This window comes from Bdellovibrio sp. BCCA (genome assembly GCF_037996825.1).
Lineage (GTDB): Bacteria > Bdellovibrionota > Bdellovibrionia > Bdellovibrionales > Bdellovibrionaceae > Bdellovibrio.
Map to the genome: position 1 here is coordinate 3,078,266 of NZ_JBBNAC010000001.1, position 21,456 is coordinate 3,099,721.

General features: G+C 44.4%; 22 protein-coding genes. 7 read left to right on the top strand and 15 right to left on the bottom strand.

Annotation, left to right across the window (positions count from 1 at the left end; all coding sequences use genetic code 11):
- Positions 1–32: 32 nt before the first annotated feature.
- The 3 genes from AAAA78_RS14860 to mraY form a co-directional block, all read right to left on the bottom strand.
- On the bottom strand, positions 33–401 hold the full coding sequence (locus tag AAAA78_RS14860) for a hypothetical protein (protein WP_340592834.1): 369 nt from the start codon (positions 399–401) through the stop codon (positions 33–35).
- Between the two features lie 68 nt (positions 402–469).
- Positions 470–1,858: a UDP-N-acetylmuramoyl-L-alanine--D-glutamate ligase gene (gene murD / locus AAAA78_RS14865; RefSeq protein WP_295898957.1), complete on the bottom strand. Its 1,389-nt coding sequence runs from the start codon at positions 1,856–1,858 to the stop codon at positions 470–472.
- 3 nt (positions 1,859–1,861) lie between these two features.
- Positions 1,862–2,938: a phospho-N-acetylmuramoyl-pentapeptide-transferase gene (gene mraY, locus AAAA78_RS14870; RefSeq protein WP_340592836.1), complete on the bottom strand. Its 1,077-nt coding sequence runs from the start codon at positions 2,936–2,938 to the stop codon at positions 1,862–1,864.
- Between the two features lie 199 nt (positions 2,939–3,137).
- Between mraY and AAAA78_RS14875 the strand changes: the two genes are divergently transcribed.
- Positions 3,138–3,605 (top strand): CBS domain-containing protein, encoded by a 468-nt coding sequence (locus AAAA78_RS14875; RefSeq protein WP_340592837.1) that lies wholly within the window; start codon positions 3,138–3,140, stop codon positions 3,603–3,605.
- Here the strand turns inward: AAAA78_RS14875 and AAAA78_RS14880 are convergent.
- Entirely contained in the window at positions 3,602–4,180 is a 579-nt protein-coding gene (locus tag AAAA78_RS14880; RefSeq protein WP_340592838.1) for a hypothetical protein, read from the bottom strand. The two genes, AAAA78_RS14875 and AAAA78_RS14880, sit on opposite strands and share 4 nt — an antisense overlap.
- Positions 4,181–4,289: 109 nt before the next feature.
- Between AAAA78_RS14880 and AAAA78_RS14885 the strand changes: the two genes are divergently transcribed.
- Entirely contained in the window at positions 4,290–5,069 is a 780-nt protein-coding gene (locus AAAA78_RS14885) for an EcsC family protein (RefSeq protein ID WP_340592839.1), read from the top strand.
- Here AAAA78_RS14885 and AAAA78_RS14890 read toward each other — a convergent pair.
- A complete protein-coding gene (locus AAAA78_RS14890) occupies positions 5,066–5,980 on the bottom strand; it encodes a LysR family transcriptional regulator (RefSeq protein WP_340592840.1) in 915 nt (304 codons plus the stop codon). The genes AAAA78_RS14885 and AAAA78_RS14890 overlap by 4 nt on opposite strands.
- Positions 5,981–6,098: 118 nt before the next feature.
- On the opposite strand from AAAA78_RS14890, the gene AAAA78_RS14895 reads away from it, so the two are divergent.
- Complete coding sequence (locus AAAA78_RS14895; RefSeq protein ID WP_340592841.1) at positions 6,099–6,800, top strand: pirin family protein; 702 nt, start codon at positions 6,099–6,101, stop codon at positions 6,798–6,800.
- Between the two features lie 38 nt (positions 6,801–6,838).
- Here the strand turns inward: AAAA78_RS14895 and AAAA78_RS14900 are convergent, their stop codons facing one another.
- Both AAAA78_RS14900 and AAAA78_RS14905 read right to left on the bottom strand, forming a co-directional pair.
- On the bottom strand, positions 6,839–8,179 hold the full coding sequence (locus AAAA78_RS14900; RefSeq protein ID WP_340592843.1) for a HAMP domain-containing sensor histidine kinase: 1,341 nt from the start codon (positions 8,177–8,179) through the stop codon (positions 6,839–6,841).
- Positions 8,176–8,874 (bottom strand): response regulator transcription factor, encoded by a 699-nt coding sequence (locus AAAA78_RS14905; RefSeq protein WP_340592844.1) that lies wholly within the window; start codon positions 8,872–8,874, stop codon positions 8,176–8,178. The genes AAAA78_RS14900 and AAAA78_RS14905 overlap by 4 nt, the downstream gene beginning before the upstream one ends.
- Positions 8,875–9,032: 158 nt before the next feature.
- Here AAAA78_RS14905 and AAAA78_RS14910 point away from each other — a divergent pair, with 158 nt between their 5' ends.
- A complete protein-coding gene (locus tag AAAA78_RS14910) occupies positions 9,033–9,488 on the top strand; it encodes a Spy/CpxP family protein refolding chaperone (protein WP_340592845.1) in 456 nt (151 codons plus the stop codon).
- 65 nt (positions 9,489–9,553) lie between these two features.
- Here the strand turns inward: AAAA78_RS14910 and AAAA78_RS14915 are convergent, their stop codons facing one another.
- Both AAAA78_RS14915 and AAAA78_RS14920 read right to left on the bottom strand, forming a co-directional pair.
- Positions 9,554–10,975: a UDP-N-acetylmuramoyl-tripeptide--D-alanyl-D-alanine ligase gene (locus AAAA78_RS14915; RefSeq protein WP_340592846.1), complete on the bottom strand. Its 1,422-nt coding sequence runs from the start codon at positions 10,973–10,975 to the stop codon at positions 9,554–9,556.
- Positions 10,976–10,980: 5 nt separating this feature from the next.
- Positions 10,981–12,474, bottom strand: a complete 1,494-nt coding sequence (locus tag AAAA78_RS14920; protein WP_340592848.1) for a UDP-N-acetylmuramoyl-L-alanyl-D-glutamate--2,6-diaminopimelate ligase — start codon at positions 12,472–12,474, stop codon at positions 10,981–10,983.
- Between the two features lie 34 nt (positions 12,475–12,508).
- Here AAAA78_RS14920 and AAAA78_RS14925 point away from each other — a divergent pair, with 34 nt between their 5' ends.
- On the top strand, positions 12,509–13,186 hold the full coding sequence (locus AAAA78_RS14925; RefSeq protein WP_340592849.1) for an alpha/beta hydrolase: 678 nt from the start codon (positions 12,509–12,511) through the stop codon (positions 13,184–13,186).
- On the opposite strand, the gene AAAA78_RS14930 is transcribed toward AAAA78_RS14925, so the two are convergent.
- Both AAAA78_RS14930 and AAAA78_RS14935 read right to left on the bottom strand, forming a co-directional pair.
- Entirely contained in the window at positions 13,183–14,046 is an 864-nt protein-coding gene (locus tag AAAA78_RS14930; protein ID WP_340592850.1) for an NAD-dependent epimerase/dehydratase family protein, read from the bottom strand. The genes AAAA78_RS14925 and AAAA78_RS14930 overlap by 4 nt on opposite strands.
- 3 nt (positions 14,047–14,049) lie before the next feature.
- Positions 14,050–14,811, bottom strand: coding sequence for a hypothetical protein (locus AAAA78_RS14935; RefSeq protein WP_340592851.1), 762 nt, complete (start codon positions 14,809–14,811; stop codon positions 14,050–14,052).
- A gap of 174 nt (positions 14,812–14,985) precedes the next feature.
- Between AAAA78_RS14935 and AAAA78_RS14940 the strand changes: the two genes are divergently transcribed.
- Complete coding sequence (locus AAAA78_RS14940; RefSeq protein ID WP_340592852.1) at positions 14,986–15,297, top strand: hypothetical protein; 312 nt, start codon at positions 14,986–14,988, stop codon at positions 15,295–15,297.
- Here AAAA78_RS14940 and AAAA78_RS14945 read toward each other — a convergent pair.
- The 4 genes from AAAA78_RS14945 to rsmH form a co-directional block, all read right to left on the bottom strand.
- On the bottom strand, positions 15,294–16,850 hold the full coding sequence (locus tag AAAA78_RS14945; RefSeq protein WP_340592853.1) for a RecQ family ATP-dependent DNA helicase: 1,557 nt from the start codon (positions 16,848–16,850) through the stop codon (positions 15,294–15,296). The genes AAAA78_RS14940 and AAAA78_RS14945 overlap by 4 nt on opposite strands.
- Before the next feature lie 176 nt (positions 16,851–17,026).
- Positions 17,027–19,006, bottom strand: a complete 1,980-nt coding sequence (locus AAAA78_RS14950) for a penicillin-binding transpeptidase domain-containing protein (RefSeq protein WP_340592854.1) — start codon at positions 19,004–19,006, stop codon at positions 17,027–17,029.
- Positions 19,007–19,342: a histidine kinase gene (locus tag AAAA78_RS14955; RefSeq protein WP_340592855.1), complete on the bottom strand. Its 336-nt coding sequence runs from the start codon at positions 19,340–19,342 to the stop codon at positions 19,007–19,009.
- Entirely contained in the window at positions 19,323–20,309 is a 987-nt protein-coding gene (rsmH, locus tag AAAA78_RS14960) for a 16S rRNA (cytosine(1402)-N(4))-methyltransferase RsmH (protein ID WP_340592856.1), read from the bottom strand. Before rsmH ends, AAAA78_RS14955 begins: the two co-directional genes overlap by 20 nt.
- A gap of 112 nt (positions 20,310–20,421) precedes the next feature.
- On the opposite strand from rsmH, the gene AAAA78_RS14965 reads away from it, so the two are divergent.
- Positions 20,422–21,456, top strand: coding sequence for a hypothetical protein (locus AAAA78_RS14965; protein ID WP_340592857.1), 1,035 nt, complete (start codon positions 20,422–20,424; stop codon positions 21,454–21,456).

Here is a 21,456-nt window from a genome sequence, read left to right on the forward strand (position 1 = left end):
TTTTATCGTCCAATGCTACTGACAAGACTGGACTATTCGGAAATCACTTCTGCATCTGCATCTTGAGTCACTTCAGGCTTGTTTACTGGTGTCATCGGCTTCTTCGGAGCCACTGCTGCACGACGTCCCGCTGTTGAGCAGCAGTAAATCACGCCGGTTTGATCCGAAGAGTTCTTGTAGTTTGTGATAGAAAAGTTTTTGTTCGAGTCACAGCGACGAGCCATCTGCATGTTCAACTCAACATCCAAATCCGGAAAAAGATCTCCGCTAACAAACTCACAGTACATGCCTGTGCTAGCTGCCAATTTTTCACGTTGTTCTTGGCGAGCTTTAAACGCAGAAGAACATCCGGAAAGCAAAAGAACAGAAGATGTTAAAAGAATAAAAAGACGTTGAGACACGGGAGGCCCTCCTGGCATTGAAAAAGACCGCCCCTCTTGGGCGGTCTGATTGGACCGGCTTTCGCCGATCAATGAAACTTTCTCACGATTTCTTTAAAATAATCGCCGCGTTCTTCGAAACTGTCAAACATGTCAAAAGACGAACAACCTGGAGACAACAAAACTGTGTCACCGATTCTCGACTTTTGGTAAGCGATCAAGACCGCTTCTTCAAAAGTTCCGATCAAGAACGTTTCAGAGAAATCACCAAGGTCGCGGTTGATTCTCTCTTTCGCTTCCCCGACTAAGATCAAGGTCTTGACCTTTCTCTTAACGGCGTTGCGAAGAGGTTCGTAGTTCAAGTTCGTGTCTTTACCACCGGCGATCAAAATCACGTTTTCATCGAAAGTGTCCAATGCGCGAAGAACTGCGTGCACGTTTGTCGCCTTAGAGTCGTTGTAGAACAAAACTCCGCCGACTTTGCGCACGTATTCAATACGATGAGGAAGACCTGTGAAAGTATCGATCACTTTCTGAACCGCTTCACGAGTCGCACCGTGCTCGCGTGATGCCAAGATCGCTGCCATCACGTTTTCAACAGAATGCTTACCGCGCATTTTCATGTTCTTGATTGTGAAGCTTTCAATCTCTGGACCTGTGCGCACGCGGATTTCGTCTCCGATATTCACGGCACCACCGATGTTCATGATTTGTGGTTCCAAAGCTGGCTTGCGGGAGAAGTAGAAAATACGTCCACGTTGAACCGCTGGATCACGCGCCAATTCAACAACCGCGTTGTCATCAGCATTCAAGATGCTTGTTGTCGCTTGGTTTGTGTTTTTGAAGATACGTCTTTTTGCATTCACGTATTCTTCCATTGAGCGATAACGATCCAAATGGTTTTCAGCCAAGTTTGTGAAAACGATATTCATTGGATTGAAAGTATCGCAATGCTCAAGCATGAAGCTTGAAACTTCCGCGATCACCACTTGCGCTTTTTCATCTGAACGCAAGTAATCAACCAATGGCTTTTCATTCGCGCCACCGACCCAAGTTTTAATACCGGATTCTTTCAGGATCGCCTCTGTGATTTTCGCCACAGTCGTTTTGCCGTTTGTTCCAGTAAGACCAATGATCGGCTCTTTAATGAATCCCGCAGAGAATTCAAACTCTCCCGTGATTTTGATTCCTTGAGAACGTGCGTAATCAAAGATTTTCAAATTGCTTGGAACACCCGGAGACAAAATCACCAAGTCTTGAGCAATGAAAGTTTTTGGACTGTGACCACCCAATTCAAACTTGATTGGCAAATCACCTAATTGCTCCAACTGAGTTGAAAGCTCTGGCTTGGATTTGTGATCCGTCACCGTCACTTGAGCGCCGTGCTTAGTAAGAAAGTGCGCCAAAGACGCACCTGTTTTACCAAGACCGACGACAAGAATTCTTTTATCTTTTAATTCACTAAACTCTTTATACATTTGTTACCTCAACTTCAGAGTCGCAAGACTTAATACAGCTAATAAAATAGAAATAATCCAGAAACGCACAATGATCTTTGTTTCTGTTAAACCGCCTAATTCAAAGTGGTGATGAATCGGCGCCATTTTAAAGACCCTTTTCCCCGTCATTTTAAACGAAATCACCTGTGTGATAACGGACAATGCTTCCACCACGAAAACACCGCCTAAGACAACCATCAAAAGTTCATTTTGAGTGATCACCGCCATCGTTCCTAGAAATCCACCCAAGGAAAGTGAACCGACGTCCCCCATGAACACTTGCGCGGGATAGGCATTAAACCATAAGAACCCCATACCTGCGGCAACAATGGTTGCTGCGACTGGAGTTAACTCTCCCGCACCGACGACGTGAGGAATTTGCAAGTAAGAGGCGATCGAATAGTGACCTGTCACATAAGCAAAAAGTCCCAAGGTCGCAGCCGAGATCATCACTGGCACAATTGCGAGACCGTCCAAACCGTCTGTCAAATTCACGGCGTTGGCGGTTCCAACAACAACAAGAGCACCGAATAGAATATAGAAGTAACCGATATCCAAAGACACCGACTTCACAAATGGAATTGTCACAGCAGTGCTAAGTCCGTGGAAATGAACAAGGTATCCGATCACAGCTCCACTGATAAGAAACTCTCCAGCCAAACGGATTTTTCCGGAAAGTCCTTTGGAATTTTTCTTACTCACTTTGAGCCAGTCATCCATGTAACCGATCAAACCAAACCCCCAAGTGATGATGAGCACTGCCCACACCAAAGGATTCATCATATCCACCCACAACAAACATGGGATCAAAGTGGAAAGAAGAATCAGACCTCCACCCATTGTTGGCGTTCCGGCTTTTTTCTTGTGAGTTTGAGGGCCGTCATCACGAATACTTTGACCAAAGTGTTTCATCTGCAAACGTTTAATGAAGTGAGGACCCCACATCCAGCACAACAAAAACGCTGTGAAAAATGAGATGAAAGTACGAACGGTGATGTACCGAAAAACGTTCAGTGGCGAAAACTGATCCGCCATCGAATAAAGCCATTGATAAAGCATGCTGCGATGATCCCCTGTTGTGACCTATAAATTTAAATTTGCTAGGAACTTAAAGGGTTTAGCACATCTGCTTTTGTAAATGCAAGGAAAAGTTAATAAGTCATTGATTTTATTAAGTATTTTTGAAAATTGTGAGATATGACAGAGGTCATGTTCAGCCTCTCGCAAAGTGGTAGAATCACAGTGTAAAGGAGGCTCCATGAAAATGGCTCTTAAAGATCATATGACTCGAAAAATTGTAACCGTCAGTCAGGATGCGACGGCAGCTGAGGCTTATCGTTTGATGACGAATTATTGGATTCGTCATTTGCCGGTGATGGATGCAGAGGAAGAGTATATCGTCGGAATGCTTTCAGACAGAGACTTGCTTAGAACTCCGGGACCAGAAACAAAGGTTCAGCAGTTGATGAGCTCGCCCATAAAAACTTTCAGCATCGAAACGCCTATTCGAGATGTTGTCGACGCAATGATTGAAGAAAAAGTTTCGGCCTTCTTGATTACGAAAAATGACGAAGTTGTCGGTATTGTTACTTCGGAAGATTTGTTGGTTCTTTTAGATCAAATCTTAAAACGTGATGACGACACGATGACTTGGAGTTTGAGCGAGATCTTTACCAATCCCGCTTTGCAACGAGCCGCCTACTTGGTTGGCCAAGCCGGAATTTAGTAACCCACTCCGACAGAGACGGTATTTTGATAGTCATTCTTTGACATATCAGCGCCGTCTCTGAAAATCACAGTCGAGCTGACATTCACTGAGATAGGCCCCAACTTCACACCAAGAGACGCACCTGCATAAGGATTGTATTTAACGGGTTCTTCTTTGGTGGTCTCAACTCCACCTGAAGTTTCTTTGCGGATTTCTTTTGTCGCTTGTCCACCAAGTCGCCCCGTCGCGAAGAAAAAATTATTAAATCGATATGTCGAGCGCACACCGAGTTTTAATTTTTCATCTTCCGTTCTGATTTTTTCAGGAGCTGTTGAGAAGTCCTCCGTGTCAGAGGCTTTCGTGTATTCAAGTTCCCCGGAAATCAAATCCGTTCCCGCCGTGAGACGCGCACCGTACATCAAGCGTGTATTGAGATGCGGAGATGGATAATCGCGATAGACAGTTTCATAACCATAAAGAGGTTCAAGCTGATAGCCCGCACCTTTAGAAAGAGTGAACGAAGCTGCAGAGGAAATACTTCCGGAAATCAAAAATAAACCTACAACGAACCACTTTGCGTTTTTGAACTGCACACGCCCTCCTACGAACTAAATATATTGTTATTTTACATCGAGTCAGCCATTGGAGCAACGTGAGCGCAATTGTTGGACCTTAGCCTTATATTTTCATATAATAAAGCTTATGGATGCAGTAGATCTTCAATTTTTGCGAATGGCGAATGAGCTTCTTGAGAAGCCGAGTCTCACGGCGCGGATTGCGGCGAAGGTGGGAGCTCCGGTTGAGAAGGGTCTGACTCTTTTGCCTAAGAAAATTCAGTCAACTGTTCATAAGGCGACGGAGAAATCTATTCATGTGGCTTTTGAAGTCGCTGCTTCTACGATGGAAAAAAACCATGGCAAAGAGTCGAACAACTTTGCGCACAAGGCGATGGTGGCTGGCACTGGCGGGCTTGGTGGATTTTTTGGGCCGTTAGCTTTGGCCGTAGAACTTCCAATTTCTACAACACTGATCATGCGTTCGATTATTGATATTGCGCAAAGTGAAGGTGAAGACATCAGCGATCCCGAAACAAAGTTTGCTTGCCTGGAAGTTTTTGCCTTTGGTGGATATTCGACCTCGGATGACGCGGCAGGATCGGGATATCTGATGACTCGCGCGGCTTTAGCAAAAACGTTTACGGATGCCGCAAAAGTTTTTATTGAAAGAGGTATTGCCAATGAAAGCGCGCCTCTTCTTGTCCGGCTTCTTGCGAGCATTGCTTCTCGATTTCAATTGGTCGTTACGGAAAAAGTGGCGGCACAGATGATGCCTTTCATCGGCGCATTGGGTGGCGCTGGTATTAACGTTATCTTTATGAATCACTTTCAAGATATGGCACGAGGGCACTTTATCGTGCGCCGACTTGAGCGCAAGTATGGCGTTGCGGAAGTTCAACGCCAGTACTTGGAAATCAAAATCTAATTTCTTTTCCCAGATTTCTTAGAATTCTTCAAAGTCGCATTCTGTAAAAGCTGTTCCCACACGGCGCGCGCCATAGGCCCCATAGGTTTGTGCTTAATGCGCATGATATGTAGATCCAACGTAAAAGGTTTTATATTTTCGTCGCGAATCTCTACCAAATGACCTTTTTTTAGATCGGTTTCAACTTCATTGCGTGCAAGCCGTCCCCAACCAAAACCATTGACGATCATTTTGTGTTTCAAACTGTGATCCGTCACAAAACATTTTTTGGAATCCGCCACGAAACCTTTTGCATCCTTAAGAAGACTGCTCTTATCACCTTGCGAAAGAACGATCACTTGAGGACAGGTCTTTAAAGATTTGTACGTCAGGCCCGGATGCTTTTTTGCCAAAGTTTTTGCAATCACCGGAATCATTTCAATTCGATCAAAAGGCACACTCTCAATTTTGTCGTTATCAGAGGACTTTGTAGAGATGGAAAAATCTGCCTCACCAGAAAGCAACAACTCTTCTCCGACGGTCATGATCTCAGAACGAAAAGTCATTTCGGTGGGATGCTTGCTTAAAACTGTCTCTTGAAAAATCCCTGTTAAAACTTCAAAACGGACTAACGGATCTAAAACAATCGTTAAAAAGGGTTCAACTTTTTTGGATCCCAATTCTGTTCCGACGGTCTTGAGTTCTCGAAACGAATAAAGACATTGCTTCGCCCAGTTGTAAAAAACCAAACCTTCCGGAGTAAGCTTTGGCCGATACTCTTCGCGGTTAAAAAGCTGCAGATCAAATTCTTCTTCGAGCTTTTTAATAGCGACACTCAAACTTGGCTGCGTCTTGTGTAAATGTTCCGAGGCCGCCTTAAAACTGCCCTTTTCTACGATCATTTCTAACGTCTCAAGCTGATCTATGGTCAAAACAGACCTCCCTCTGAAAACCCTTAAACTATATTAATATAATTTATATAGAACATAGAAACTAAATAATTTCTTTCAATACGGAAAAAGCCGATACTAGATTCATCAGGAGGCTTTTATGCTTACAATCAGAAAATCCAACGACAGAGGCCTTGCGGAACATGGATGGCTTAAATCCCGCCACACTTTTTCTTTCGCTGAGTATTACGATCCCCAACACATGGGCTTTGGCCCTTTGCGTGTGATCAATGAAGACCGCATCGCCGGCGGCACGGGATTCGACACTCATCCACATAGAGATATGGAAATCATTTCTTATGTGATCTCCGGTGGCCTTCGCCATAGAGACTCCATGGGAAATGTCACGGTGATTAAACCGGGTGAAGTGCAACGCATGAGTGCCGGTACAGGAGTCATGCACTCGGAGTACAACGATCAAGATAAGGATGAAACGCATTTCTTCCAAATCTGGATCACGCCGGAAAAACGCGGAGTGAAACCTGGCTATGGTCAGAAGTCCTTCGAGAAAGAATTAAACTCGCAAAAGCTTGTGCATGTGATTTCTAAAGACGGAGTGAATGGTTCCATTGATATCAACCAAGATGCCAATGTGTATATTTCCCGTCTTAAAAAATCCGAAGATTTAGACTTTAAAGTTCCTGCAGGTCGTAAGCTTTGGCTGCAACTTGTGAAGGGCTCTGTGCAAGTCAATGGTGAGGCAATTCAAACCGGTGATGCGATCGCAGCTACTGACATCTCAACTGCCGCTATCACTGCTTCAGAAGATTCAGAAATGATTCTTTTTGATCTTCCAGCTTAATTTCTTCAATCAGCGCGGGTGACAAGCCCGCGCTTTCTTTACTCTAATGGTAAATGAATTGTGAACTCAGAGCCTTGGCCTATTTGGCTTGTCGCAAAGATATGGCCGCCGTGAGCCTCAACAATTGTTTTTGCAATCGCAAGTCCTAATCCAAACCCTGATTTTCCAGGCGATCTCGCAGCATCAGCGCGATAGAAAGGCTCAAAGATGTGCGGCAAATCTTTTTCGGCAATACCGACACCGTCGTCTTTCACTCTTAGAACGCAGTCGCCTTTTTCTAAATTCAACGTCACGACAATCGGTGCAGATTGAGGTTTTGCATATTTAATCGCATTCTCAATTAAATTTCTTAGCACACGCTCGATTTGCATTGGATCAATCACGATCGACACATTTTCAGGATTTTCTAGACGAACTCCAGGAGCGGAGTCTTTATAATCCTCCACCACGTGAGTCACAAGTTCCGTTAAATCTGTCGGAGATTTTTTTAATGACGAAGCTCCCTCACGCAAGCGGTAGGATTCCAAAATTTCCGAAACAAGTTCGTCCATCTTTTTAAGGTCATCTTTAATAGATCCCTTGATTGTTTCGTCTTTTAATAAATCAACGGCCACACCCACGCGAGTTAAGGGACTGCGCAGCTCGTGACTGACGTCTCTTAGAAGCTGTTCTTTCGCGGCAACCATTTTCTCAAGTCCGTCAGCCATATTATTAAATGCTTCACCAAGAACTTGGAACTCCCCGCCCTGGCGAGTTTTAATGCGGTATTTTAAATCCCCCATCGAGATTCTCTTTACACCTGTCATAAGAACTTTGATCGGCGACATCATCCAACGAATCGTCAAAAAGCTCATGATCAGAATTAAGAAAATAAATCCAGCCACAGCCACGAATGGAAACGCAAAACCGCGAGGGATTTCTTTGGCTGAGACAAACCACGCTGTACGTGGCGACGCCCCTTTAAGTTCCGCAAAGAAATATTCGTGATGTTTTCCAACGGCCACCTTGGGAGAATAATGTTCATCTTCTTTTTCTATCTCAGAAAAACTAGGAAGTCCTTTTTGATCTGCTAAGTTTTCAAATCCTTCGACACGGACATAAAGATTTAGATCTTTATACAGATCTTCGATGCCTTTTTCATTCAGCGAAGAATTTAACTTTTGCTGAAGAGCTGAAAGATAAAAAACCGCATTCTTTTCTGCCACTGGAGAAAAACCATGATCGGGTTTTAAAGAATGAACCAACCAGCCAAGGCCGCCAATGATAAGAACAGCCGTCAGCATAAACGTAAAGAAGATCCGGAAAAGAAGCTTTTTCTTTAGGCGATGTTTCTTATGATGGTGTTTGTAAGCGTCACGATGACGATGATGTGTTCTCACAGAACTTCCTCCACAGGAGCAATAAAGCAGTATCCTTCACCCCATACGGTTCTTAAAAACACAGGCAACCTCGCTGGGTCTTTAAGTTTTTGACGAAGACGACTGATCGCCACATCGATACTGCGATTGTAAGCTTCCCAATCCACGCCGCGCAGATCATCCATAATACGATCGCGAGAAAGACTTTGCCCGGGATGCGACATCAGCAGTTTTAAAAGTTCATACTCATGGGTACTGAGATTTAAATTCTGACCCTCAAGGAAAGCCGCTCGCAACTGCGTATCTAAAAGCAGACTGCCTGATTTTAATTTTCCTGAAGAAGACGAAGAGGATTTTTTTGAACGACGAATCAGGCTTTTAATTCTTGCAACCAACTCGCGAGCTTCAAAAGGTTTTGGTAGATAATCGTCAACACCCAACTCAAGACCAAGAACCTTGTCGGAAGTTTCTCCACGCGCTGTGAGCATTAAGATCGGCACTTCACTAAAACTGCGAATTTTTTTACAAACCTCAAAGCCGTCCATCTCCGGCAACATCACATCCAAAATAATCGCATCGATTTTATCTTTCTTAAGAAGTTGCAAACCTTCTGATGGCAATATTGATTGCACGATCTGCAGTTCAAACTGATTGAAATACTGCTTTAGAAGTTCACCTAATTTTTGATCGTCATCGATCAGAAGTATGCGATTCATAGGCCCATCATAATCCAAAAGCTCTTGGCGCTAAAGGCTTTTTCCCAAGATAATCAAGCAGTTACAATTTGTTACAATCATTAACACCTCAGAAACCACCTTGGCTCCCAAATCACCTACACTGATTTCAGAAATCAACCACTACGGAGGATATAATTATGAGACATCATCACCATCACCACCATCATTACAGAAGAAGATGGCCCAAGGTTTTAGGAATTCTTTTTGCGATTGGCAGTGTCGGCTTCCTAGCTGGTTGCCATAAAAGTCCTGAAGAACGCATGACCGCGATCAGTGAGAAAATCGCTGATAAACTTGATTTTAATGCTCAACAAAAAGCTTTGCTCACAGATATCACTTCAGAACTTAAGAAAGATTTTGCTGAAGAAAAAAATCTGCGCAAGTCGATGAAAGACGATTTCAAAAGCATGATTCTGGCCGACGATCTTGATAAAGCCAAAATCAAAGAGCACATCAAAGCTCGCCAAGAACGTATGAATTCTAAAATCGATAAATATCTGAATAAGGTGGCAGCTCTTCATAAGACTCTGACACCGGAACAGAAAAAAGAATTGATTGATAAGATCGAAAAATTCCAACACAGATGGGAGTAGGCTTATGTACCTAGCTCTCTTTGCAAGTACGCCGGAGTCTTTTAAAACTCCGCGTACTTCGACATCTACTGTTTCTCCGAAAAGTCCAAAGGCTCACAAGGAAAAACGAAGCGTTCAAGCTTTGTCCCTCGTGAGGCTTTTACCACCGCAATATCCCCCGCTTTCAGATATTGTGCTAGATCCTGTCCGGAAGCGTCCTTAAAGTCTTTTTCGATCAAAGTGGGATTTTGATATCCCACTTTGCTCAAACCGCGAGAGAACGCTTCATAGTCATCACCGATAAAATAAACTTTATCAAAACCCGCAGCGCCGACCCACGTTCCCAGTTCTTCATGCAAAGATGCGGAAGCAGAACCCAGTTCACGCATTTGCCCAAAAACACCGACTTTACGACCAGACACTGTGAGAAGTTTCATATTGTCGATCAAAGCTTTCATACTGTCGGGATTGGCATTGTAAGCATCAAAGATCATCTGTGCGCCGGATTTTAGATGCACAAGCTGATTGCGTCCCCAATTTGTTTTACATTCAGGAAGGCCTTTCCAGATTTCCTCTGGAGTCATTCCTGCCGCAAGCCCCAAAGACGCCGCCGCCATAAGATTCGTTAAGTTTTGTGAACCAAACACTTGCACGACGGCAGCACCTTCTTTACCGCCGATCTTTCCTTTCACGGAAAGTTCACTCATCGTCATGGAACTGATCATCAAGTGCACATCGGCACGAGGATCTTCGGAAGAAAACGTCATGAGTTTTGAATGATCATACTTTTCACAAGCCTTCACATACATATTATGAGTTTGCTCATTGTCGAGATTATAGATGCGAATGGTGTTTGGACCAGCTGCTTCGTAAATTTCTTCTTTGGCTTCAGCGACTTTTTCAATCGTGCCAAAAAATTCCATGTGTGCGCGTCCCACCATCGTGCAGACAACAACGTCAGGCTCTGCAATGTGAACCAACTCTGTGAGCTCGCCCGCATGATTCATTCCCATTTCAACAATCGCCACATCTTTAGTTGGTGGCAGTTGCAAAAGTGTAAACGGAACACCCCAATGATTGTTAAAGCTTCCTTTGTTGTAGTGAACGTTCAATGTCGTTCCTAACAAAGCAGCTGTAAACTCTTTTGTCGTGGTTTTTCCGTTAGAACCTGTGATTCCTAAAACTTTTGCGTGAGATTCACGACGAGCCCAAGTCCCCAAACGCTGCAAAGCTTTCAAAGTATCAGGCACTTTCAGAATCGTGACTTGGCCCTTCAGCTTTTGCACTTGCTCGTTTTCTTCGTGCACAAGAAGACCTGTGGCCCCTTGTTGAACTGCCTTTTCTAAAAACTGATGCGCATCAAAAGCGTCCCCTTTTAGAGGAATAAAAAGCTGTCCTTTTAAATCCGCGCGTGTATCTGTTCCGATTCCCGCAAAATTCTTTTCAACAAGGCTGAGCGTTTGTGCTCCCGTGGCCCTGACAATGGTTTGCACGTCCATGGCTCTCATTGTTTTTATCTCCCTTGCAAAGCCTCTTCTGCCACTTTCACGTCGCTAAAAGGAAATTTGTCTTTGCCTATAATCTGATAATCTTCGTGCCCTTTGCCTGCGATGAGAATGACATCGCCAGGTTGAGCTTTTTGAATAGTTTGATGAATGGCTTCCTTGCGATCCACGATCACGGAAGTCTTGGCTTTATCAGCCCCCGCGACTCCAACCAAAATATCTTTGATAATCGCTTGCGGATCTTCGGTGCGCGGATTGTCCGAAGTGATCACGACTTGGTCAGAGTATTTTAAAGACATCTGTGCCATCAAAGGACGCTTGCCTTTATCGCGATCTCCGCCGCAACCAAAGATTGTCCAGATGCGTGCAGAAGATTTTAAATTCTCACGCACAGTGCGAATCGCCGTTAGAACATTTTCCAGAGCATCCGGAGAATGCGCATAATCCACAAAAATAGAAAGATTTTGATCGTTCGGAACAGACTGCAAACGTCCTGGCACTCCGGTGAATTTATTAAGCGCCGAAATACAAACTGACAAAGGCAATCCCGCAGAAAGCCCTGCGCCCAAAGCCGCTAATGCATTCATCACGTTGTGAATTCCTGACATCGGCAGATGAACTTCACCTTCTCCCAAGGGAGTTTGCACTTTAAAATGCGTCAGCGCGAAATCCATTTTTAGAATTTCATAGCGAATGTCAGAATCACTGGCTCCATAAGTCCAAAGAACTGCCGGGTCTGCCACGCGCAATCGGCGGCCATATTTATCTGCCGTGTTGATTATGGCGTAACAAGGACGCTTTTCCGTCTTCCACAAAAGATCCGTGAAAAGCCTTTGCTTGGCTTCAAGATAGTGATCCATGGTGCCGTGATAATCGAGATGATCGCGTGTGAGATTTGTAAAGATCACGGTGTTAAAGGGAACACTATCAACGCGCTTCTGATCCAAAGCGTGTGAGGAGACTTCCATCGCCACGGCCAGTGCTCCCTCAGAACGAAACTCACGTAAACGCTTTTGCAAAAAGATGGGATCCGGTGTTGTCATCTCCGAAGGCCAAACTTTATCGCCTAAATGATGATTCACAGTTCCGATCACTCCGGTAGGAATACGGCCCTCGTTTAAAATCGCTTCTGTCATGTAAGTCACAGAAGTTTTTCCGTTGGTTCCCGTCACACCGACACAGAAAAGTTCCTGGCCTGGATCGAGATAAAACCGACTCGCTAAAATATCCAAAGCCTCGCGCGTATTAGGAACTTGCAAAACAAAACCAGAAAACTCTGTAGGAACCGTAGTGCGATCTTCGACAACAAGAGCTGCCGCTCCTTTGGCGATCGCATCGTGAATAAAACTATGTCCATCAAGCTTGCTGCCGCGAATTGCAACAAAAACCGATCCCGGCACAACCATGCGCGCATCGTTAAAAATCCCAGAGAGCTCTACATCTTGCGGAAGAGACTCTTCAGGAAGGCCAGAAAAGACAGAAAATAATTGGTTTAGCTTCATAGACTCGCTAGAAAGAATAGCGTATGACTGAGTTATGAGACAACTCGGAAAGATACATTGCCAAGAAATAAATAATGACGATAACGCGCCTTGGGTGCTCTTTTTTCACGGCTTTGGCGCCGACTGCAATGACCTGTTTTCTTTAGGAGAAATGATCTCCACCAAGCAAACATACAACTGGCTTTTCCCGAATGGAATTTTGGAAGTTCCTATTGGCCCCGCTTGGATGGGACGCGCATGGTGGACGATTGATATGATGGAAATCCAGCGAGCTGCAGAGCGTGGGGAACACCGCGACTTCAGCAATGATACGCCGAAAGGTCTTCCGAAAGCTTACGATGCTGCCATGGAAATGATCCGTCAGCTTAAAGTTCCTTGGAATCAAATTGTTTTAGGCGGTTTTAGTCAGGGAGCCATGCTCGCCACAGAACTTTATTTGCGTGCACCGGAAACTCCCAAAGGTCTTGTGATTATGTCGGGAACTCTTTTGCACCAAGAAGAGTGGAAAAAATTAGCTCCAAATCGCGCTGGCCAACGTTTCTTCCAAAGTCATGGCGAAATGGACCCTGTTTTAGGAATCAAACAAGCTCGCCAGCTTGAAACTTTGCTCACGCAAGCCGGAATGAAAGGCTCTTTGCAAAGTTTCCGTGGAGGACACGAAATCCCCACGCAAACTATTATGAAAATCGGCGAATACTTAAATAATATTTAATTCATTTTCTGCAGAAGCGGCCCCATCCACTCTTTGAGGGGCTTTGCTTGAAATCCTTCGGCTTTGGCTTTCTCGACGTTCATAAACCAATCCGAAGGAATGCCAAACGGAGACCAAGCTTCTTCTGAGGGTTCCTTTAAAAGGTTGGCTTTTTTACCAGTCATCTTTTCAATCATTCCAACGAGATCACCGAGTTTTAAAACATCTTCTGATGCAAAATTGAAAATTCCTTCGCGTCTTCCATGAATCAACCACAGCAAAGATCTTGCGGCATCTTCAGAAGTGATAAATGAAAAACGCGCTTCTAAGTTCGGATAATAAATTGGAGAACCCTCTTTGACTCTCTTCACTTGATTATACAATCGCAAAGTATAGTCGTCTTCGCCGACAACGACAGGGAAACGCGCAAAGGCCCATTTAAAAAAGTTTTGATTCGCGAAAACATTTTCTGCGGATCTTTTTCCTTCGGCGTATTCTTCCATCGGGTTTTTTGGAGTTTGCGCGTGGTACATGAACGGATTCACTTCTTCTTCACGAAGATTTGCGCCCCAATTGTAAACGGACATTGTCGAAGTCATAATGTAGAACGGAGTCTTCTCCGCAAAGATCTCAACAGCGGCCTTCGCTTGTTCCGCATTCATGCACACTTGATCAACCACGACATCGAACTTAAGTCTGTCGACAGCTTTAACAAGCTCTGACTTATTGTTACGATCTGCCTTTAGACGATGCACTTTGGCGCCGAAATCGTCTTCCACTTGCCCGCGAGAGACTATCCAGATTTCATGTCCTTCGTTGATTAAAGAATGAACCAATCTTTTTCCAAAATATCTTGTGCCACCGATAACGAGAACTTTCATTTTTTACAATCCTTGTTCTTTTTGCAGAGTTAAAACACGTGCCCGAATATCCGCCGCCTGCTCTTTGAAGGTTTTGATATCTGTTCCTTGCAAATACTTTTCAATCAGTTTTGCTTCTGACAATTCAAAATCACGATAGATATAGCGCATGCCAAAATCATGCTTCTGTGGAGTTTTCAAATGCCTTTGCAGTTGCACCCACATCGTCACCAAACGCTGATAAAAAATAAAACTATCGATGAATTTTCCGCGCTCCGCTTCTTTCAAAAAAGTGCGGTACAGGACTTCAAAACGGGCGATCCAGTTTTTAAAATCCAGGTTCTTAGGCGTTTCATATTTGGGCGCCTTCGAAGCCTCTTTTAAAATATTCTTTTTATCAAAAAGAATGACGGGGTCTCCGTGCCGATCCGTATTGAAAAACTCCTGATAGTCTTGAGGATTCAAACTTTGAAAAACACCGGCATCGATATAGTAAGTTTCAGGCCCCTCATCAAAAACATAAAATTTTTGCGCAAAGTTTTTCCAAGGGGAATCTTCGACTTTCCAAACATGGCTCACGGAGGAAATAACAGGCAGTGCCTTTTCAATTTGCTGAAAAACGATGCCAGGATTTTCACAAATCGCAACGATGTCCGTATCGGAAAGATCGTCTTCAAATCCGGTTGCCGTAGAACCACCAAGCCAAGCTGCTTGGATTTGCGGATGCGCTTCCAGCGCTTCTTTCAGGGTTTTGACAATATGGTCTTTAGAGAAAAGAGTTTCCATAAAAGAATTATGTCAGCCATCCGACAACTTGGTACTTGTCTTTTAAAGTATCAATTCGTGAGACCGAAAGTGATATATAACAATCCGTTTGCTCGTTTACACCGAACAGAAAAACCTTTTACGTTGAAGAACGGGACTTGATGTTTGGCCGCATTGGGGACGAAAATTGCTCCGATGGTAAAGCTATTTCGTTCTGTTTTTAAGTCTGACAAAGAAAACTATAAAGCCACCAACTTACCTGCATCCCTGGAGTTTGGAAATGGCGTGATCTTTGGCCATATTTATAAAATTTCGGAAAAAGGTTTTGTGATGTTCACGCCGTTTTCAGTCGCGGATCTTCCTGCAAAGATTGCAGTGCTTATCAAAATTCAGGATCAGTATCTGCCCGCCACCGTTTTAAAAGTCAGCAAAAGTGCTATCGTCTGTGAGTTTATTGAAAACCTTCAGCCCGAGAAACTGACTTCTTTGCTTTCTAAAAAGGCTTAAGTCAGTTCGGCCAAAACATCCCAGCCAAACTTTTCAAGCTTGGCATCACCAATGCCGTACACGGAGCGCATTTCATCAAGACTGCGTGGATTTTTAATCGCCAGATGTTTTAAAGTCTGATCACTGAAAACCACAAAGGCCGGAGCATCGAGCTCTTTGGCTTTTTCTTTGCGCCATTTTTTAAGCTTCTCAAAACGCTCTTCTTGAACATCATCAAGCTCAAGATCAGAAGCCTTGGACTTTTTCGTTTTCTTTAAAGTGGATTTGATCACTTCCAAAGTTTGATCCAGCTTCACAAACGGTGTGATCGGCTTTAAAACACGACGAGATGATTTCGGATCGCAAGAATCACAATGCCCACAGCGCTCGATGCGTTGGGAATCTTTATAATACGTCAAGATCTCTGCGTGACGGCACTCGCCGCCCTCAGCATAGTTCACTAAAGCATCGAGGTTGCGCCAACGGGCACTTTTGATTTCTTCAGGTGCTTCGGAATTATGAATGAAATAAGACTGCAAACCTTTGTCTTTTTTCGAATACAAGGTCAGACATGTGGACTCATCACCGTCACGACCACCGCGCCCCATCTCTTGATAAAGAGCATCAATGTTTGCAGGAATTTGGTAATGCACCACCAAACGCACATCCGGTTGGTCAATGCCCATACCGAATGCATTTGTCGCCACAAGAATTCTTAAGTCACCATGGGCATAAGCATCTTGAGTTTGCGCTCTTGTTTCAGCAGAAAGTCCTGCGTGATAAAAACCCACTTGCGCAAATTTCTTTTCTAACAAAACCGCTATCGACTCTGTGATCTTCCGAGTTCCGCAGTAAACGATGATTCTTCCTGACGGTGTGTTCTTAATACTTTGTAAAAGAAAATCCACTTTCGCGTCTTCGTTTTCACAAAGCTCTACTTGATAATACAAATTAGAACGATAAAACCCGTGGACCATGCGCTCAGGCTTTTGCAGGTTTAACTGTTTGGAAATATCGTCCAACACCGTAGGAGTCGCCGACGCCGTCAAAGCCAGAACCGGAACATGCGGACACAGTTTTTTAAGAATGCTTAACTGCGCATACTCTTCACGGAAGTCATGACCCCATTGCGAAACACAGTGCGCTTCATCGACAGCAAACAAACCGATTTGGCGTTGCTGAATCCATTTTTGGAAGCCTTCTTTTTGCGCACGCTCTGGAGATAAATACAAAACAAAGGCACCGCCTTTATTGAGCTCTGCAAAGACTTCTCTTTTTTCATCGTCGGATTGGCCGGAGTGCAAACAGCCCGCAGGAATACCGTGTCTTTGCAGTGCCATCACTTGATCTTTCATCAAAGCGATCAATGGTGAAATCACGACAACCAATTTTTGCAAATGAACTGCGGGATACTGATAACACAAAGACTTTCCGCCTCCGGTAGGCAAAACGGCAAGAACGTCTTTTTTAGCAAGAACAGCGTCGATGATTTCCTTTTGTCCGCGACGAAACTGCGACAAATTGAAATACTTTTTAAGAATATCCGTATCAGGAACCACAACGTCTGCTTGCATACCAGCCACTTTCATTCAAGGTTGCAAAGAGAGCAATAAGAATCCCGGCGAGGATCATCTTATCGCTCCTTGGCAATTTCAATTTCAACTTAGAAGAGGCTTTGCAAGCGTGTGACCAGAGTTAAAAACCTTGCGAACCCCTTGACTTCTTACCTCGGGGTCCGAATCGCGAATTTTTATTTTAAAATGACGGTGACTTCTTTGCTCTCTGGAAGTGGAGAACCGACATTCGGAGAGACTTCATTGACTGTGCCCTGACCGATAAATTTCACTTTGATATCTTGGCCATTGATACGACGAAGAACTTCACGTGTGGTCATGTTCATAAAGTTAGGAACTGTTTCTCCCGTTGCAACCGCAGTGACCTTGTCCAACTCTGCCGCAGTTAAAACTTCTTTCGGTTGAACTTTTGGAATTGGTTTTGTTTCCGCGGCGATCTTACGGAGTTTTGGATTCACCGTAGATTCTTCAGCCATCGGAAGTGGCGCAATACCTTCTTTACGAACAGCGTATGAGGCCATGCGCGAAAATAGAGGAGCCGCTACCGTCGCACCGTAATAAGCTTTTCTTGGAGAATCGACTGCGATGTAAATCACAAACTTCGGATCATTAGCTGGAATAAATCCACCGAAGCTAGAAACATAAGCGCCTTTAAGATAACCACGTCCATTCGGATTTACCTTTTGCGCCGTTCCTGTTTTACCACCGACCATAAATCCATCAACACGCGCATTTCCACCAGTTCCGCCTTTCGTCGTCACACCGACAAGCATCGCGCGCATTTGTGCTGCTTGCTCTGGAGTTAACACACGACGGATCGGCTTCACAGGAGTTTCCGTTAGGATTCCCGTTTCCGCATCACGAACTGATTGAACGATGTAGGGCGTATTTAAAACGCCACCGTTGGCGATCGCTGCAAACGCATTGGCCATCTGCAAAGGAGTGACAGAGATACCATGACCAAAAGAAATATTACTTAATAAATGCTGACGCCAAGGAAGAGCTTGCACCATACCGCGCGCTTCCCCCGGAAGATCCGCACCCAATCTTTGACCGAAACCAAAATCCAAAAGACCTTGGCGCAGACGATCGGCTCCCATTTTGAAAGCGATCTTGGTTGTTCCGACATTCGATGACACAGCAAGAATTTCTGAAACTGTAAGGTCTTCAAATTTTTCTTTGGTTTCGGCCTCTCTGATAATACGGTCGCCGACTTTAAAGCTTCCTTTTTCACAGTAGAACTTTGTGTTTGGTTGCACCAAGGAATCGCGAAGAGCCGATGCAATCACAAAGGTCTTCATTGTCGAACCTGGCTCAAAAGCATCTGTCACAATTTTATTACGACGGTACTCTGCCTGAGCTTTACCCGCTTTATTTACATCGAACGTAGGTGCTGAAGCCAAAGCTAAAACCGCCGAAGTCTTTGCATCTAAAATAACGCCAACCGCATGATCGGCTTCAAACGTCGAAACCGCGTTTGCAAGTTCACTTTCAAGACGGTATTGCAGTTCTGAATCCACTGTCAGACGCAGTTCATTTCCCTCAGGATTTTCAATGAACATAAGCCCGTCGTTGATCAGAGGTCTTCCACGCGCATCACGTTTCACGGAAACTTTCTTTTGGTTGCCCGCAAGAATTTGATTGTAACCAAGTTCCAAGCCTTCAAGTCCTTGGCCTTCACTGCCTAAGAATCCCAAAGTCTGCGCAAGCAAAGTTTCATTCGGGTAAACGCGGCGCCACTCTTCAACAAAAGAAAGACCGCGCATGTCCCAAGATTTGATTTCATCAGCTTTGTCTTGTTCCAACATTCTTTGAATCCACACAAAACGACGGCTGCCGTCTTTGATTTTTGTGTAAACGGATTCATAAGATTGGTTTAAAACTTTGGACAATTTTTTTGCCGCGAGTTTTTTATTCTCTAAAATTTTTGGATCGGCATACAACGAGTACGCCGTTGTCGACATCGCTAGATCACGACCATTGCTATCCACAATCGCTCCCCGGCGGGCTTGCAAGGTTACTTTGGTTTGAAACTGGCGATTCTGCAAAGAGTTCAAACGATCATTCGGCAAGAATTGCAAATAACCGGCACGCAAGATCAGCATCGACCACAGAGCTAAAATACCTACAAAGATAACAACAATACGTGATTTCAATTACAGATCCTTTTTCGCAATACCTTTGTTCACAACTTTATCCACTTCTTCCGAAAGGGCTCCGCTCAGATGAATGATCTGATTGGCCTGAACTTTTTTAAGAGTGAACTTTTGTTGAGCGACGCTGTCCAAAAGCTGCGGGCGCGTGATTTTCGCTAAGGCGATTTCTTTCACGCGTTTTTCTTCCCACACTTTTTTATGTTCGCGAGTGAGTTTAAGAACGCTGTAACCCATGCGACGTTCTTCCATCTGCAAGAAGACGATAGAAAACAAAGTTGCGATGATAAGTAGAATACTGAAAAAAGGCTTTAACTGCCTAAAGTTTTCCGAGCTCATCCTGAGCACTCCTCTCGAAGATTCTTAGCTTCGCCGAACGCGAGCGAGAATTTCTGTCACACTCTTCCTGAGTGGGAACAATTACTTTTTTATTCACAGCTCTTCCAAGATTCTCCGAACCTTTGAAGATGTTTTTCACGATACGGTCTTCCAGCGAATGAAACGAGATCACAGCCAAACGACCGCCGGGATTCAAAGCGTTGATCATCGCAGGGATCGCCTGCTCAACCACTTCCAGCTCTGAATTCACTGCCAATCGCAATGCCATAAAATATTTCGTCGCGGGATGAAAGCCTTTGATTTGCCATCCATCCACGCGCTCAATAAGACCCGCAAGTTGTTTCGTTGATTGAAATGCCTTTTCTTTACGATCATGAACGATCGCGCGCACGACACGAGCCGGGCGATGGACTTCGCCGTACTCTTTGAAGATTCGAATGAGTTCTTCCTCAGAAGCCGTATTAATTAGCATCTCAGCCGTCAATCCTTGTTGCTGATTCATTCGCATATCTAAGGGGCCATCGTGATAAAAACTAAAGCCTCGGTCCGCCTGGTCCAATTGCGGCGAACTCACACCTAGATCTAAGAGCATCATATCAAAGTTTTTTAGATTATGTTCTGAAAACTGCGAGAAGTTTCCATGTATTACGTTTAACTGGCCCTTCTCGACATCAGTCTGGAATTTCGTTTTTGCGTGATTGATGGCGGCTAGATCTTGGTCCATGACCGTGGCTTTCATCTGGGGAATCACGTATCTCATTGCCGAGTAGTGACCACCGCGCCCAAAAGTCCCATCAAAGTAAGTTGTATTTTCTTTTTGTCGATAGGGATAAAACGCCGCGAGCACTTCTTGAAGCAAAACAGGGTAATGTTCAGGTGAAAACTCGAAGGGAAGCTCGACCTTTGGCGGGATAAAGTCTTCAACAATTTCAATTCTCTCACCTGATTTCGGTTTGTACTTCTTCATCTCGATCCTTATCCGCTGATTCACACTATGAATTATTCTATTGAGCGTCAAGTCGCTTTGCCTTAACCTATTTCTAAGGCTTTTTCGAATATTTAAAAGGATTTGAATTTCGATGTTAATTAACTGTCCACGTTGTGGTTTTCAACAACCTAAAGACAAATACTGCGCGCAGTGTGGCGTTGACATGGAAAACTTCAAACCTACCACTCCTCCGGCTTGGAAACGAATCGTCGGCAACCCGCTTGTTCAGCTTTCTGTTTTAGTTATCGTTGCCGGCGGCGTTGGAATCACTCTTTATCAAAAAGGCCAACAAAATCTTGAGCGCCGTGTGAGTTACCTTAAATCCACGGTGCAAATCAATTCCACAAATAATTCGGCTCTGGCGGAAGTTGCGGAGTCTGCGACTTCAGAAGAAACGCCAACGGATCAAGCCTCACAAACACCTCAGCAAGACGCCGCAGACGGTGTTGTCACAGCTTACAAAGTGGCAGCCCCCGCTGCAGCTCCGACGGCGGGACCTTCCCCGACATCGGCGGCACTGGACGATAAAAACAAAGACACAAGATCTTTGGCAAAAACCGGCAGCCCGCATTTGGTGGTTTATTATGCGGAAGTTTCTCGCGGAAGTTTGAACGGCCTTTATGCTGCCAGCCGCAGCACAGGTCAGTTTATGAATTTTAATGATTATTCGGCGGGAATTGTTCCAAGCATTCGCCGTGCATTGTCGGCAGCGCAAACCAAAATTCTTCACAAGGAAGACCGTCCTTTAGAAAATTCAAAAACGCTGCAATGGTCTTACGGCTTGAAAGATCGCAGAGACCCTTCAGTAGAAATTGGTCTGACAACATTCTTTGAGCTGAGCGAGATCGACAACAACAACTTGCGTGGGAACTTAGAAATTCAAAGAACCTGGAAAGAACCTTCGGTTTCAGGAACTTTAGAGATTCAAAGAAAATCCTTCCCCGCAATTTTTGAAATCGGTGGCGACACTGGTTTTTTCATGGCCGGCGTTTTACCTCCGCAATCAAATTTGGAAAATGAAGACGAACTCACCGCTATTGATGTTTTTAAGATCTTACGCTCTCCTCAATTCAGATCTGGAGACAGCGAGCTTGTGATCTTTGTCGAATTCGAAAAAGGCAACTAA

Coding starts and splice junctions, on each gene's coding strand:
- AAAA78_RS14920 (WP_340592848.1), bottom strand. CDS start 12,474: ATGAAGCTAAACCAATTATTTTCTGTCTTTTCTGGCCTTCCTGAAGAG.
- AAAA78_RS14955 (WP_340592855.1), bottom strand. CDS start 19,342: ATGAGCTCGGAAAACTTTAGGCAGTTAAAGCCTTTTTTCAGTATTCTA.
- AAAA78_RS14895 (WP_340592841.1), top strand. CDS start 6,099: ATGCTTACAATCAGAAAATCCAACGACAGAGGCCTTGCGGAACATGGA.
- AAAA78_RS14925 (WP_340592849.1), top strand. CDS start 12,509: ATGAGACAACTCGGAAAGATACATTGCCAAGAAATAAATAATGACGAT.
- murD (WP_295898957.1), bottom strand. CDS start 1,858: ATGTATAAAGAGTTTAGTGAATTAAAAGATAAAAGAATTCTTGTCGTC.
- mraY (WP_340592836.1), bottom strand. CDS start 2,938: ATGCTTTATCAATGGCTTTATTCGATGGCGGATCAGTTTTCGCCACTG.
- rsmH (WP_340592856.1), bottom strand. CDS start 20,309: ATGAAGAAGTACAAACCGAAATCAGGTGAGAGAATTGAAATTGTTGAA.
- AAAA78_RS14915 (WP_340592846.1), bottom strand. CDS start 10,975: ATGAGAGCCATGGACGTGCAAACCATTGTCAGGGCCACGGGAGCACAA.
- AAAA78_RS14910 (WP_340592845.1), top strand. CDS start 9,033: ATGAGACATCATCACCATCACCACCATCATTACAGAAGAAGATGGCCC.
- AAAA78_RS14905 (WP_340592844.1), bottom strand. CDS start 8,874: ATGAATCGCATACTTCTGATCGATGACGATCAAAAATTAGGTGAACTT.
- AAAA78_RS14885 (WP_340592839.1), top strand. CDS start 4,290: ATGGATGCAGTAGATCTTCAATTTTTGCGAATGGCGAATGAGCTTCTT.
- AAAA78_RS14930 (WP_340592850.1), bottom strand. CDS start 14,046: ATGAAAGTTCTCGTTATCGGTGGCACAAGATATTTTGGAAAAAGATTG.
- AAAA78_RS14940 (WP_340592852.1), top strand. CDS start 14,986: ATGGTAAAGCTATTTCGTTCTGTTTTTAAGTCTGACAAAGAAAACTAT.
- AAAA78_RS14945 (WP_340592853.1), bottom strand. CDS start 16,850: ATGCAAGCAGACGTTGTGGTTCCTGATACGGATATTCTTAAAAAGTAT.
- AAAA78_RS14965 (WP_340592857.1), top strand. CDS start 20,422: ATGTTAATTAACTGTCCACGTTGTGGTTTTCAACAACCTAAAGACAAA.
- AAAA78_RS14875 (WP_340592837.1), top strand. CDS start 3,138: ATGAAAATGGCTCTTAAAGATCATATGACTCGAAAAATTGTAACCGTC.
- AAAA78_RS14935 (WP_340592851.1), bottom strand. CDS start 14,811: ATGGAAACTCTTTTCTCTAAAGACCATATTGTCAAAACCCTGAAAGAA.